General features: G+C 70.4%; 10 protein-coding genes and 2 tRNA genes. 4 read left to right on the forward strand and 8 right to left on the reverse strand.

Features of this window, described 5'->3' with window-relative positions:
* Positions 1-4: 4 nt before the first annotated feature.
* The 7 genes from ADK57_RS36400 to ADK57_RS36430 form a co-directional block, all read right to left on the reverse strand.
* Complete coding sequence (locus ADK57_RS36400; RefSeq protein ID WP_053753949.1) at positions 5-1,435, reverse strand: DHA2 family efflux MFS transporter permease subunit; 1,431 nt, start codon at positions 1,433-1,435, stop codon at positions 5-7.
* A 104-nt stretch (positions 1,436-1,539) separates the two neighbouring features.
* Positions 1,540-2,109 (reverse strand): TetR/AcrR family transcriptional regulator, encoded by a 570-nt coding sequence (locus tag ADK57_RS36405; RefSeq protein ID WP_199830762.1) that lies wholly within the window; start codon positions 2,107-2,109, stop codon positions 1,540-1,542.
* A 131-nt stretch (positions 2,110-2,240) separates the two neighbouring features.
* The gene (locus ADK57_RS36410; protein WP_053753950.1) at positions 2,241-2,669 is read right to left on the reverse strand and encodes a MaoC family dehydratase; all 429 of its coding nucleotides are present in this window, start codon (positions 2,667-2,669) and stop codon (positions 2,241-2,243) included.
* A 4-nt stretch (positions 2,670-2,673) separates the two neighbouring features.
* Positions 2,674-3,126, reverse strand: coding sequence for a MaoC family dehydratase N-terminal domain-containing protein (locus ADK57_RS36415; RefSeq protein ID WP_053753951.1), 453 nt, complete (start codon positions 3,124-3,126; stop codon positions 2,674-2,676).
* A gap of 86 nt (positions 3,127-3,212) precedes the next feature.
* Positions 3,213-3,377, reverse strand: a complete 165-nt coding sequence (gene rpmG / locus ADK57_RS36420) for a 50S ribosomal protein L33 (RefSeq protein ID WP_003948671.1) — start codon at positions 3,375-3,377, stop codon at positions 3,213-3,215.
* 88 nt (positions 3,378-3,465) lie between these two features.
* Positions 3,466-3,538 (reverse strand) — tRNA-Met (locus ADK57_RS36425).
* 46 nt (positions 3,539-3,584) lie between these two features.
* Positions 3,585-3,657: transfer RNA gene (locus tag ADK57_RS36430), tRNA-Thr, on the reverse strand.
* Between the two features lie 264 nt (positions 3,658-3,921).
* Between ADK57_RS36430 and ADK57_RS36435 the strand changes: the two genes are divergently transcribed.
* Both ADK57_RS36435 and ADK57_RS36440 read left to right on the forward strand, forming a co-directional pair.
* Positions 3,922-5,184, forward strand: coding sequence for a hydrolase (locus ADK57_RS36435; RefSeq protein WP_053753952.1), 1,263 nt, complete (start codon positions 3,922-3,924; stop codon positions 5,182-5,184).
* Between the two features lie 98 nt (positions 5,185-5,282).
* A complete protein-coding gene (locus tag ADK57_RS36440; protein WP_053753957.1) occupies positions 5,283-5,939 on the forward strand; it encodes an NAD(P)H-binding protein in 657 nt (218 codons plus the stop codon).
* A 102-nt stretch (positions 5,940-6,041) separates the two neighbouring features.
* Here ADK57_RS36440 and ADK57_RS36445 read toward each other — a convergent pair whose 3' ends face one another.
* Complete coding sequence (locus ADK57_RS36445; RefSeq protein ID WP_030043139.1) at positions 6,042-6,254, reverse strand: hypothetical protein; 213 nt, start codon at positions 6,252-6,254, stop codon at positions 6,042-6,044.
* Between the two features lie 171 nt (positions 6,255-6,425).
* Here ADK57_RS36445 and ADK57_RS36450 point away from each other — a divergent pair, with 171 nt between their 5' ends.
* The gene (locus ADK57_RS36450; RefSeq protein WP_053753953.1) at positions 6,426-10,646 is read left to right on the forward strand and encodes a tetratricopeptide repeat protein; all 4,221 of its coding nucleotides are present in this window, start codon (positions 6,426-6,428) and stop codon (positions 10,644-10,646) included.
* A gap of 136 nt (positions 10,647-10,782) precedes the next feature.
* Positions 10,783-13,200, forward strand: a complete 2,418-nt coding sequence (locus ADK57_RS36455) for an MFS transporter (RefSeq protein WP_053753954.1) — start codon at positions 10,783-10,785, stop codon at positions 13,198-13,200.
* Positions 13,201-13,423: the final 223 nt, after the last annotated feature.

The raw sequence follows: 13,423 nt of genomic DNA on the forward strand, positions 1-13,423 counted from the left end.
CCGTTCAGGAACTCACGGTCTCCAGCACCGGCGCCGACGCGCCCTCGATCCGCGCCGCCGGTCGCCGTCGCGGAATCAGCAGCGCAGCAACCCCGGCGAGGGCGACCACCGCGGCGCCGGTCACCAGCGCCGGCTGCAGCCCGTCGACGAAGGCCTGCCCGCTCTCGTAGCCACCCTGGGCGGAGAAGATCGACGCCATGACGGCGATGCCGAGCGCGCCACCGACCTCGCGCAGGGCGTTGTTGGCCCCGGAGGCGATGCCCTGTTCGTGGGCACGGACGCTGGACATCACCAAGCTGGAGGCGGGGGCGAAGAACAGGGCCATACCGATGCCGCTGATGATCAGGCCGGGCAACTGGGCGCCGTAGGAGGCGTCGGCGGTGACCACGGAGGCCATCCAGGCGAGGCCGGCAGCCTGGAAGAAGAGGCCGGCGGCGACGACGGGCCGGCCGCCGATGCGGTCGGAGAGGATGCCGGCGATCGGGGCGACGAGCATCGGCATGCCGGTCCAGGGCAGCATGCGCAGGCCGGCCTCGGTGGGCGAGTAGCCGAGCACGCCCTGCATGTACTGGCTGAGCAGGAAGATCGAGCCGAACATCCCGAGGAACATCAGCAGGCTCGCGACGTTGATGCCGGTGAAGGCGCGGGACCGGAAGAGCCTCATCGGCAGCATGGGGTTCTTGTTGTGGATGCCGTGGTGTACGAAGCCGGCGAGCAGCGCGGTGCCCGCGAACAGACCGGTCAGGACGAGAGGGCTGGTCCAGCCGTCGACGGGGCTGCGGACCAGGCCGTAGACGATCCCGAAGAGGCCGCCGCTGGCGAGCAGGGTGCCGGGGATGTCGAGCCGGGCGCCGGTGCCGTGGGACTCGGCGAGGCGGAGGCGGGCCAGCGGCAGGAGGGCGATGCCCAGCGGGACGTTCAGCCAGAAGATCCACTGCCAGGAGATGTGTTCGGTGAGGCTGCCGCCGATGAGCGGACCGGAGGCGACGGCGAGTCCGTTGACGGCGCCCCAGATGCCGTACGCCATCCCGCGCTTGGCGGCGGGCACGGCTGCGGTGAGGAGGGTGAGCGTCAACGGCATCATGATCGCCGCGCCTACACCCTGGACCGCGCGGGCCGCGATGAGGGAGTCGATACCGGGCGCCATGGCCGCGGCGGCGGACGCTGCGGTGAAGACGGCCGTGCCGATGATGAAGAGCCGGCGGCGGCCGAAGCGGTCGCCGAGCGCCGCGCCGAACATGAGGAAGACGGCGAAGGTGAGCGTGTAGGCGCTCACCGTCCATTCCAGGTCGTCCAGCGCTCCCCCGAGGTCCTTGCGGATGGAGGGCAGGGCGGTGGTGACGACGAGGTTGTCGAGGGCCGCCATGAACCCGGCGACGCTGGTGATGACGAGGGCCCAGACGGCTCCCCCGCGACGTGCGGCCTGCTGTGACATCTCTCCCCCAGAGAGTGATCGATGGGTGATCACCAAGATCGGTTAGTTATTGATGACTAACTTTCGTGCGCATGAAAAGGCGCCCATGACGCCCATCTCGTGTCCTAGTGCTCCAGTCGGCCCTTGATCCGCGCCGACGGATAGAGCCCTTCCCAGACCCGGTGCTCGGGCGGGAAGCCCATGGCCACCAGGCAGTTGACGAGCATTCCGTACGCCAGGAAAGTCGTCGTCTCGTTGACGTCGGCACCGAGCGGCAGGTGGACGGTGTCCCACAGCCGCATCCAGCCGGCCCGCACCGCCTCACCGAACTCGTGCTCACCGGCCTCCTCGGCGGCGGCCACGGCGACGTACATCTGCATCTGCATCATCAGCCGTTCGGGCCGCTCCGCGATGACCTTGGTGTACGCGTTCGCCATGGCATGCAGGGCATCTTCGCCCTCGAGCCCCTCGGCAGCCTCCCCGAAGGTGCGGATCGTGTCCTCCACGCACCGCTCGGCCGCCGCGAGGAAGATCGCCTTCTTGTCCGGGAAGAGCCGGAAGAGGTACGGCTGCGAGACGCCGACCCGCTTGGCGATCACCTCGGTCGAGGTGCCGTGGTACCCACCACGGGCGAACTCGACCGTCGCCGCACGGATGACGCTCTCACGCCTCTCTTCTGCGCTCATCCTGACCATGCAAGTAAGTTAGTACTCAATCACTAACTACGTCAAGGGTGCCGGACTTCAACCCATGCGTAGCGAGAAGGGACTGCCTATACGTAAGGGGCGCCCCGCAATGGAGGACGCCCCTTACTGTTGCTCCAGCCTCAGGCCAGCCGCACGACCGCCCGCGACATCCCCAGCACCTTCTGCCCGGCGCTGGTCGCGATGAGGTCCACGCGGACCGTGTTGTCGTCGAGCTTGGCGGCGACCTTGCCGCCGACCTCGATGGTGGCGCCCTGGTCGTCGTTCGGGACGACGACGGGCTTGGTGAAGCGGACGCCGTACTCGACGACCGAGCCCGGGTCGCCGGCCCAGTCGGTGACCACGCGGATCGCCTCGGCCATGGTGAACATGCCGTGCGCGATGACGTCCGGCAGCCCGACCTGCTTGGCGAACTTCTCGTTCCAGTGGATCGGGTTGAAGTCCCCGGAGGCGCCCGCGTACTGGACGAGGGTGGCACGGGTGACGGAGAAGGTCTGGGCGGGCAGCTCGGTGCCGACCTCGACGTCGGTGTACGCGATCTTGGCCGTCATCTGCTCACGCCTCCTCGGCCGCGCGGGCCACGAGCTTGGTCCAGGCGGTCACGACGTGCTCGCCGGCCTCGTCGTGGACCTCGCCGCGAATGTCCAGGATGTCGTTGCCCGCCATGGACTTGACGGCCTCGATGGTCGAGGTGACCGTGAGCCGGTCGCCGGCGCGCACGGGGCGGACGTAGGCGAACTTCTGGTCGCCGTGCACCACCCGGCTGTAGTCGAGGCCGAGCTGCGGGTCCTGGACGACCTGCCCGGCCGCCTTGAAGGTGATCGAGAAGACGAACGTCGGCGGGGCGATCACATCGGGGTGACCGAGCGCCTTGGCGGCCTCCGGATCCGTGTACGCCGGGTTGGCGTCCCCCACCGCCTCCGCGAACTCACGGATCTTCTCCCGGCCCACTTCATAGGGGTCGGTGGGCGGGTAGCTCCGCCCCACGAAGGACTGGTCGAGCGCCATGGCTCGGCACCTCCTGAAGTCTGCTGTACCGAAACGACGTGAGGCCGCCCCCCGACTGCGGGGGCGGCCTCACGTACGAGCCTGATTTATCGCGTTTCGCGGTGCGCGGTGTGCGCGTTGCAACGCGGGCAGTGCTTCTTCATCTCCAGTCGGTCCGGGTTGTTACGCCGGTTCTTCTTGGTGATGTAGTTCCGCTCCTTGCACTCCACGCAGGCCAGCGTGATCTTCGGGCGGACGTCGGTGGCAGCCACAGGAGTGCTCCTTGACGAACGGATGGGACGATTAACGCATAGAAGAGTAGCCGATCGAAGGACCGACCCCACAATCGGCTACTGTCAGTAGCGGTGACCGGACTTGAACCGGTGACACAGCGATTATGAGCCGCTTGCTCTACCGACTGAGCTACACCGCTGAGATGCGATCGGGCCCCGCCTGGCGGCGGGAACCTCTCACACCAGAGCCCCAATACGGAATCGAACCGTAGACCTTCTCCTTACCATGGAGACGCTCTGCCGACTGAGCTATTGGGGCGAGCGATGAAGACATTACACGCTCGGCCGCCGTTCACCCAAATCCGTTTCGCGGCCCCCGTCGCACCCCGATCCGCGGTTCCCTCAGCGGCCTCGGAGGCCCCTCCCGTACGGCGGACCACACCGGTACGACTATTGCGCTCCTCCCCGGAGCGAGCGGGTCGTCACCCTAGGCTCGACTCACTCTGCGTGATCTTGCCTCCTCACGTCCCTATGCCCCTGTCCCCATGTCGCCGATGGCCAGCCCCCGAGCCCCTGGAGCGTGATGCCCGACAGCCAGCCGCAGCCGCCCCACTCCTCGTCGGGTTCGGCGTCCGAGCGGTCCGAGGGGACGTCCCTCCTGTTGTGCGGGGCGCAGCTCACCGACGGCCGGAACGTGGACGTACGGCTGGGCGGCGGGCGCATCGAGGCGGTCGGTACGGCGGGCAGCCTCGCGGCGGGCGGGGCACGCGCGCGTGGCGCGCGCTTGGACCTCGGTGGCTATCTCCTCCTGCCGGCCCCGGCCGAGCCGCACGCCCACGGCGACACCGCGCTGTCCGCCGACGGCGAGGGGCCGGCCTCGTACGACGCCGAGGATGTCCAGCGCAGGGCCACCGAGGCCGCCCTGCTGCAACTCGGGCACGGGGCCACCGCCATGCGGGCTCACGTGCGCGTGGGCGACGTCCAGGGGCTCGGCGCGCTGGCCGCCGTATTGCAGGCACGGCGTGCGCTGCGCGGGCTCACCGAGCTGACGACCGTGGCGATGCCGAGGGTGCTGACCGGGGTGGCCGGGGCCGACGGACTCGCGATGCTGCGGGACGCGGTGAAGATGGGAGCCTCCGTGGTGGGCGGCTGTCCTGATCTCGACCCCGATCCGACGGGCTATGTGCAGGCGGTCCTGGATGTCGCCTCCGAACACGGCTGCCCCGTGGACCTGCACACCGACGCCACCGACCCGGCCCGCCTGTCCCGGCTCGCGGCCATGGCCGGCGGACTGCGCCCCGGAGTGGCCCTCGCGCCGTGCGGCGGCCTGGGGCGCCTGCCCGCCGAGGTGGCGGCCCGCACCGCGGACCAGCTCGCGGCGGCCGGCGTGGCGGTGGTGTGCCTGCCGCAGGGCGGTTGCGGTGGCGTCGAACGGCGGGGCACGGCCCCGGTACGGCTGCTGCGCGCGGCCGGAGTGCGGGTGGCGGCGGGAAGCGGTGCGCTGAGGGACGTCTCGAACCCCGTGGGGCGCGGTGACCCGCTGGAGGCGGCCTACCTGTTGGCCTCCCGCTACGGCCTGCGCCCCGAGGAGGCCTACGACGCGGTGAGTGCGTCGGCCCGGGCGGTGCTGGGTCTGCCGGAGGTACGCGTGGAGGCCGGATTCCCGGCCGAGTTGCTCGCGGTACGCGGTGACGGGCTGGCGGGGGCGCTCTCGCTCGCGTACAGCCGGATCGTGGTGCACCGTGGGCGTGTGGTGGCGCGGACGAGCGCGGTACGGGAGTACTGCAACACGGCCGCGACGGCGGAGTTGGGGCTGCCTCGGCAGGGGCGGGGGCAGTTGTCGTAAGGGGCGCGGTCGCCGGGAGGTTCGCCTCGCGCGTACGCCCCTGAGGTGTGGCCGGAGTCGTGCGGCGGATGCGGCTGTGCGGGCGTACGGTCGGAAGCATGCGCATTGTCATCGCTGGTGGTCATGGTCAGATCGCGCTGCGGCTGGAGCGGCTGCTCGCCGCGCGCGGAGACGAGGTCGCGGGGATCATCCGTCGCGCCGAACAGGGCGACGACCTGCGGGAGGCCGGTGCCGAACCGGTCCTGCTGGATCTGGAATCGGCCTCGGTCGAGGAGGTCGCGGCGTATCTGCAGGGCGCGGACGCGGCGGTCTTCGCGGCGGGTGCGGGACCGGGCAGCGGGGTGGCCCGCAAGGACTCGGTGGACAAGGCCGCGGCGGTGCTGTTCGCGGACGCGGCGGTCCGGGCGGGTGTACGGCGTTTCGTGGTCGTGTCGTCCATGGGCGCGGATCCGGCGCACGAGGGCGACGAGGTCTTCGACGTCTACCTGCGCGCCAAGGGCGAGGCGGACGCGTACGTGAGCCGTCTGGACGCCCTGGACTGGACGATTCTGCGCCCCGGTTCGCTGACGAACGACGCCGGCACCGGTCTCGTACGACTGGAGGCGCGCACCGGCCGGGGCCCGGTGCCGAGGGACGACGTGGCCGCCGTACTGGCGGAGTTGGTGGACTCCCCGGCGACGGCCGGACTGACCCTGGAGCTGATCAGCGGGCCCGCGCCGGTGTCGGTGGCGGTGAAGTCGGTGGCCGGGAACTGAGGGCGGCCGAAGGGGTGCCGGCCGCGCGGAAGGCGCTGTTGCGGCGAATGTACGAGATGTTCTCCACCGACGAGCGGGACGTCTTCCTCGCGTGAATCCCGCCTAGAACAGGGGCAGCTGCCCGGGGAAGACGGGCACTGCGTACCCGTCCAACGTCGGCTGCGCGGCTCCGAGTTCCGCCTGCCGCCGGGAACCGGGGCACGAGACGAGCTCGCCGCTCTCCCGCGCGCCGGGCGGGTCGTGCCGGGCGAAGCGGCCGGCGACGACAGCGATCTCACGACGGCATTCGGGGCAGTGTCTGCGGCGGGTGGACATGGGATCAGTGTGCCCTGAGCGGTCTTCGCCGTTGCCGAAGCGGGAGGCGAAGGCAGAAGGGCGAATCGTGCCGATACGGGTGCCGGGGGCGGACCGCGGTTCTAGCATTCTGTGCCTCGGGGTCGACTGTCAGGGGTTCCGGTTCCGGGGCACTGTGTACGGGGGTGCGGTGTGGCCGAAGACGGTCGGTTCGATGTCTTTCTCTCCTATGCGTTCGGGGACGGGCGGTGGCCCGTCGCGCTGGCGGAGAACCTGGAGCGGCTGGGGCTCGACGTGTGGCTCGCCGGATGGGAGATGGTTCCGGGGCAGCGGATAGCCACGCGTCTGCAGGACGGGTTGGCGAGGGCCGATGTCCTGGTCGCCGTGGTGAGCCCGAAATGGGTGGAGTCCGAGTGGTGCGACGAGGAGTTCGCCGCTGCCATCGGGGCGTCGGCGGACGGACGCCAGCGCGTGATTCCGGTGCTGTGGGGGGAGGCGGAACTCCCGCCCTTCGTCGTTTCGCGGCTGTATGTCGACTTTCGTACGGTGGCGACGCCGGCGCAGTACGAGGAGCGGGTACGAGAACTGGCCGAGGGGGTACGCGGGCGACCGTCGATGACGAGGCCGGCCCGCACCGGTGAGGTCGTCGCACCCGACGGGCTGGCGTACCGGCCGGACGGGCCGATCCAGGCGGAGTTACGGATCGGGGCCGACTCGGTGGTGTTCTCCGCCGGCGGCACGGAGGTGGCCGCGGCCTCGCTCGACGGTGCCGAGCCCGACCAGCAGCTGGAGGAGCTGCTCTGGGGCCTGGGGCGGGCTCGGGAGCGGGTGCGGGGCGGACACATCACGCGGGAGGCGCCCGCGGTCCAGGAGACGCGGGTGTCCGGCGGGGTGGACGGCGCGCTGGGCGCCGTAGGACGGGCTCTGGGTGAGCGGTTCGCCGGCGGTGAGGTGGGGGGCGCCTTGAAGCGCGTGGCGGCGCTGGCGCGTGACTGCCACGCGCCCCTGCGTATCGGGCTCCAGGTGGACGAGCCCCGGTGGCGGGACCTGCCTTGGGAGACGCTGGTCGTGCCCGGGGACGGGCGGCCGTTGGTGCTGTCCGAGCAGGTCGAGCTGTATCGGAAGGTCGAGAGGGAGACCGCGCCGGTGGTGGCGGTGCGGGTGGCCGGGCCGCTGCGGATTCTGGCGGTGGTGGCCAGTCCGGAGCATGGCAGGGGTGAACTCCTTGACTATGAAAGGGAGTTGGCGCGGATCCTGAACGCCGTGGATCCTGCGCGAGCCAGGCAGGGCGCGTATGTCCGGGTGCTGAACTGGGGCAGCGTGCACGAGATTCGCGCCGCGCTGTTGGAGGAGCGGTTCCACGTTCTGCATCTGTCGTGTCATGCCGGGCCGGGCGTGCTGTACCTGGAGAGCGACGACGGTGGCGTGGACACCGTGGACGCCGGCCGCTTCATGGACGAGGTGTTGCCGACGGGGCACGGAGTTCCGTTGGTGGTGTTGGCGGGGTGTTCCACCGCGTTGGCGCCGGAGGCGGGTGAGGCGGACGGCGGCTCGTCCGACGGCACATCCGGTGACGAGGCCGCGGCCGAGGCGCGTGCCGGTCTGGCACGGGAGTTGCTGGCGCGGGGCGTGCCCTCCGTGCTGGCGATGACGGAGGCGGTCACCGACACCTACGCCACCGATCTGGCGACTCGTGTGTACGAGGAGCTGGCCAGAGTGGAGCATCCGCTCCCGCTGGCGGCGATCTCCCGGGCGCGTCGCGATCTGGAAGCCGCACGGCGACGCCTGCCTGCCGAGAACCCGTTCGCGGGCTGGCCGGAGTGGTCCACGCCCTCGCTGTTCCTTGCGGGAGCGCCGCTGCCGTTGTTCGACGCCGGGCAGGTGGCCGAGCGGGTCGCGCCGATGGCGGAGCCGGTGCTGCAAGAGGGCATGGCGGTGCGCAAGGTCGGGGAGTTCGTGGGGCGGCGCGCGGAGTTGCGGCGGCTGCTCGGAGCTCTGCGGGATCCGCGGCGGGCCGGAGTGCTCGTGCATGGGATCGGGGGTGTCGGAAAATCGACTCTGGCCGCCGAGTTGCTCCATCACCTGGGGACGGAGGCGGGGTTGGTGGTGCCTGTGTCGGCCGCCACGGCCCCCACGGTGGATGCCGTGCTGGAGACGGTGCGGCAACGGCTGCTCGCCCATTGCCTGTCCGCGGGGCTGCCCGACGACGATGTCGTACGTCAGGTCGCGACCGCCCTCACCGACGCCAAGCCGGCCTGGCGGGAGCGGTGGGAGCTGATCCGGCAACTCGTGCTGCCTCGCGTACGGCTGCTGCTGGTGCTGGACAACGCCGAGGATCTGCTCGCTCGGGTGGAGGGGAGCTGGGAGTTGTCCGACTCCGAGCTCGCCGACTTCCTCTCGGCCTGGGCGGGCGCCGCCCCCGAGGCCCGGCTGGTGGTCACCAGCCGCTATCCCTTCGTCCTGCCCCAGCGCAGGCACCGGCGGCTGTTGCAGCACCACCTCGGCCCGCTTTCCTTCGCCGAGACCCGCAAGCTGATGTGGCGGCTGCCGGGGCTGGACGCCCTCGACCCGGCCGAACAGCAGCGTGCCTACGCCGATGTGGGCGGGCATCCGCGGGCGCTGGAGTACCTGGACGCGCTGTTACGGGGCGGCGAGGCGCGCTTCCCGGACATCGCCGAGCGGCTGGAGGACGCGCTGGACCGGCGCGGCATCCGCAACCCCGGGGGGTGGCTGGCCGGGGTGGCGGGTGACCTGGACCGGGCGTTGGCCGAGACCGTGACGCTGGCAGTGGATGACGTGCTGCTCGACACGCTGCTGGCGCAGTTGGAGGGGGTGCCGGAGGCGCGGAGATTGCTGGAGGGGCTGGCTGTTTATCGGACTGCGGTGGATTGGGTGGGGGCGGCTTGGCAGTTGTCGGGGCCGACGGCTGTGCGTGCGCTGGATCGGGCCTTGTTGGAGCGCATCAAGGCCGTGGGCGTGCAGATCGAGAAAGCGCGCGCTGCGGGAGCCACGGCGCAGGACAACTGGGGCTTGCCCCGGGCGACGGTCGATCAGTACGCGCGAGACAAGCAGGAGGCCTCCCGCCCGCCAGTCGAACCGAACACCGCCTTCAAAGAGGCGCTCCGGTTGTTGTCGGAGCTGGGGCTCGTCTCTCCTGCCTTCGCGCCGCACGACAAGCCCGAGGATCCGCCTACGGGCCTCGTGGTACACCGGTGGACCGCCGACGCCCTTCAGCAGCGCGCCGGTACCGACGACCTCACCACCGCTCATCGCCGGGCTGCCGCCTACTGGCGCTGGCGCGTCACCGTATGGCCCCAGGAAATTTCTGCCGACATCGTCCAAGCCGTGGAAGCCCGTCACCATCATCACCAGGCCGGTGAACTGGACGAGGCGCTCGCGGCCACGTGGTTCGTATGTGAGCATCTGCACACCCGGGGAGCTTGGGCTTGGGAGAAGCGCCTCGTCGAGGAGAGTCTGACCTGGTTCCCGCCTCGTTCCAGGGAGGCCGCCGCCCATATCCAACGGCTCGGCACCATTGCAGAGCAGCGAGGGGACTACGACGAAGCCGAACGCCACTACCTCGACTCGCTCCCCATCAGGGAAGAGATCGACGACCGCGTCGGAATCGCCTCCACCTATCACTACCTCGGCATCGTCGCGCAGGAGCGCGGACACTACGCAGAAGCCGAACGCCACCATCGCAAGTCCCTCGCCATCGAGGAAGAACTCGACAACCAGGCGGGAATCGCTGTTTCATACCACCAACTCGGCAGGATTGCGGAGGACCGCGGGAGCTTCGACGAGGCCGAACGCCACTACCGCAACTCCCTCGCCATCAAGGAAGAAATCGACGACCGCGCGGAAATCGCCGTCTCCTATCACCACCTCGGCATCGTCGCGCAGGCGCGCGGGAACTCCGACGAGGCCGAACGCCACTACCGCAACTCCCTCGCCATCGAGAAAGAACTCGGCAACCAGACCGGAATCTCCGGTTCGTATCACCAGCTCGGCACCATCGCGCAGCAGCGGGGAGACCTCGAGGAAGCCGAACTCCACTACCGCAAGTCCCTCGCCATAGCCGAAGAACTCGGCAACCGTGCCGGAATCGCCAGCACGATCGGGCAACTAGGGGTCCTGCGCACGCAACAGCAACAGCCGGAACAAGGGCTTCGCTACAACGTCCAGGCCTTGCTCATGCACATATCCATGAGAATCCCGCTCAGCAAGGACCTCTATTGGCTCAACATCCAGCGAACCGCCCTCGGCGACGACGCCTTCCGCGCCGTACTCCACGACTACATGTCGCTCGAGGACACCGAAGCGGTCATCCAGATTCTTCAGGCGCAAGCAAGCCCCGCAGAAGACGATCAACCCCCGGCGGCGGAGACGGCTTCCGAACCCCAGCCGACGTAGAACACACCGCCGGCCGTCCCAGCACTCAATTCCTTCACCACTCATCCCCAAAAACCGACCATGCTTGCTTAAGTCAATCAACTGACTTAGCTTGGACATGTCGCGCTGCCCCCAACCCCACCCGGAGGCTCGACCCATGTCCCACGCCCTCCCCCGCCCCGCCGACGACGGAGAGGTCACGGCCCCCAGGGCCAACACCGTCGTGGCGGTCCTCGCCTTCGGCGGCATCGTCGTCTCGCTGATGCAGACCCTGGTCATCCCGATCGTCCCGGAGCTCCCCCAGCTCCTGAACGCCCCGGCCTCGGACACCGCCTGGGCCGTCACCGCCACGCTGCTCGCCGCCGCCGTCGCCGTCCCGATGATGGGGCGGCTCGGTGACATGTACGGCAAGCGCCGCATGCTGCTGCTGAGCCTGGTCCTGCTGGTGGCCGGCTCGATCACCGCCGCCCTCAGCGACTCCCTGACCCCGATGATCGTCGGACGCGTCCTGCAGGGCATGGCCGGCGGTGTGATCCCGCTCGGCATCAGCATCATGCGCGACGAACTGCCCGCCGAACGGCTCGGTTCCGCCACCGCCATGATGAGCGCCTCCCTAGGTGTCGGCGCCGCCCTCGGCCTGCCCGCCGCCGCGCTGATCGCCGACAACTTCGACTGGCACATGCTGTTCTGGAGCTCGGCCGCCATGGGCGCCGTCGCCCTCCTGCTGGTCCTGCTCCTCGTGCCCGAGTCCAAGGTCCGCACCGGCGGCCGCTTCGACCTGGTCGGCGGCCTCGGCATGGCGGCCGGCCTGGTCTGCCTGCTGCTGGCCATCTCCAAGGGCGGCGACTGGGGTTGGAGCAGCGGCACGATCCTCGGTCTCTTCGCGGCGACCGTCGTGGTCCTGCTGGTGTGGGGCTGGTGGGAGCTGCGCACGGAGCAGCCGCTGGTCGACCTGCGCACCACCGCCCGCCGCCAGGTGCTGTTCACCAACCTCGCGTCGATCGCGCTCGGCTTCGGCATGTTCGCGATGTCCCTGGTCCTTCCTCAGCTCCTGCAGTTGCCTGAGGCGACCGGCTACGGTCTGGGCAAGTCGCTGCTCACCGCCGGCCTGGTCATGGCCCCCAGCGGCCTGGTGATGATGGTCATCGCCCCGGTCTCCGCGACCCTGTCCAAGGCCAAGGGCCCGAAGGTGAGCCTGATGGTCGGCGCCCTGATCGTGGCCGCCGGCTACGGCCTGCAGATCCTGCTGATGGACGAGGTCTGGCAGTTCGTGCTGGTCTCCTGCGTCATCGGCACCGGTATCGGCTTCACCTACGGCGCGATGCCCGCGCTCATCATGGGCGCCGTGCCGCCGTCCCAGACCGGCGCCGCGAACAGCCTCAACACCCTGATGCGGTCCATCGGTACGTCGGTCGCGAGCGCCGTCGCCGGCGTCATCCTGGCCCAGATGACCACCAACCTCGGCTCGGTCGCCCTGCCCTCCGAGAACGGCTTCAAGACCGTCCTCGCCCTCGGCGGCGGCGCGGCCCTGCTGGCCTTCGCCCTGGCCGCGTTCATTCCGCGTCGGCGGGCGGGCGAGGCGGACGAGGCGGGCGAGATCGGTGGTGCCGGGGTCCCGGCTGTCGAAGGTCCTCGGACGCCGTCCGCCGTGCCGGTCGCTGCCGCACAGACCGCACAGACCACACAGTCCGCGCAGACCGCGCAGACCGCACAGGCCGTCGGCGTGGCAGCGGAGCGTGCGGGGGCGCTCGCCTCCGTCGCGAACACCGAGGACGACGGCTCGAGCCGCTCGCTCACCGGCTCCGTCGGCGGCGGCATCCCGGTCAGCGGGCACGTCCTCGGGGCCGAACGCGTCCCCGTAGCCGCAGCCGCGGTGACACTGATCTCCCTCGGCGGAAGGCAACTCGGCCGGTCGGTCTCGCGAAGCGACGGTTCGTACGGCGTGGACGCGCCCGGCGCCGGATCGTACGTCCTGATCGCCTCCGCCGACGGCTATCAGCCCCAGGCGTCGACGATCGTCGTCGCCGGTGACGCGCCGGTCCCGTACGACATCCTGCTGAGCGGCACCAGCGGCCTCGCCGGCGTGGTGCTGTCCGCCGACAGCGGGGCCCCGGTCGCGGAGGCCGTGGTCATCGTGACCGACGTCCGCGGGGACGTCCTGGCGACCGGACGCACCGATGCCCTGGGCGAGTTCACCATCACCGACCTGGTGCCGGGGACCGTGACCCTGGCGGTCAACTCCCCCAAGCACCGTCCGCTGGCCCTGCCCGTCGAGATCGGCGGCACCGGGATCACCCGGATCGAGGTCGAGCTGCGGCCGGGCGCGCAGGTGCGGGGCACGGTACGCGGAGCGGGCGCCCCGCTCAGCGACGCGCTGGTGACCCTGGTGGACGCCGCGGGCAACGTGGTCGCCACGGCCACCACCGGTCACGACGGGGCGTACGCCTTCTCCGACCTGGACAGCGGCGCGTACACGGTCATCGCGACGGGCTACGCGCCGCGGGCCGCCTCGGTGACGGTCTCCGGCGGTGGCGTCGACGACCACGACATCGAACTCGTCCACGCCGACGCTTAGTTCAGGCCGAGGCTTGGGCGGGCCGAGGCTTGGGGCAGGTCGAGGCTTGGGCGGGCCGAGGCTTGGGGCGGGCCGACGCTTGGGGCGGGCCGACGCTTGGGGCGGGCCGACGCTTGGGGCGGGCCGACGCGGAGTTCACGCGACGCGGAGTTCACGCGACGCGGAGTTCACGCGACGCGGAGTTCACGCGACGCGGAGTTCACGCGACGCGGAGTTCACGCGA

The organism is Streptomyces sp. MMG1533 (assembly GCF_001279775.1).
GTDB lineage: Bacteria > Actinomycetota > Actinomycetes > Streptomycetales > Streptomycetaceae > Streptomyces.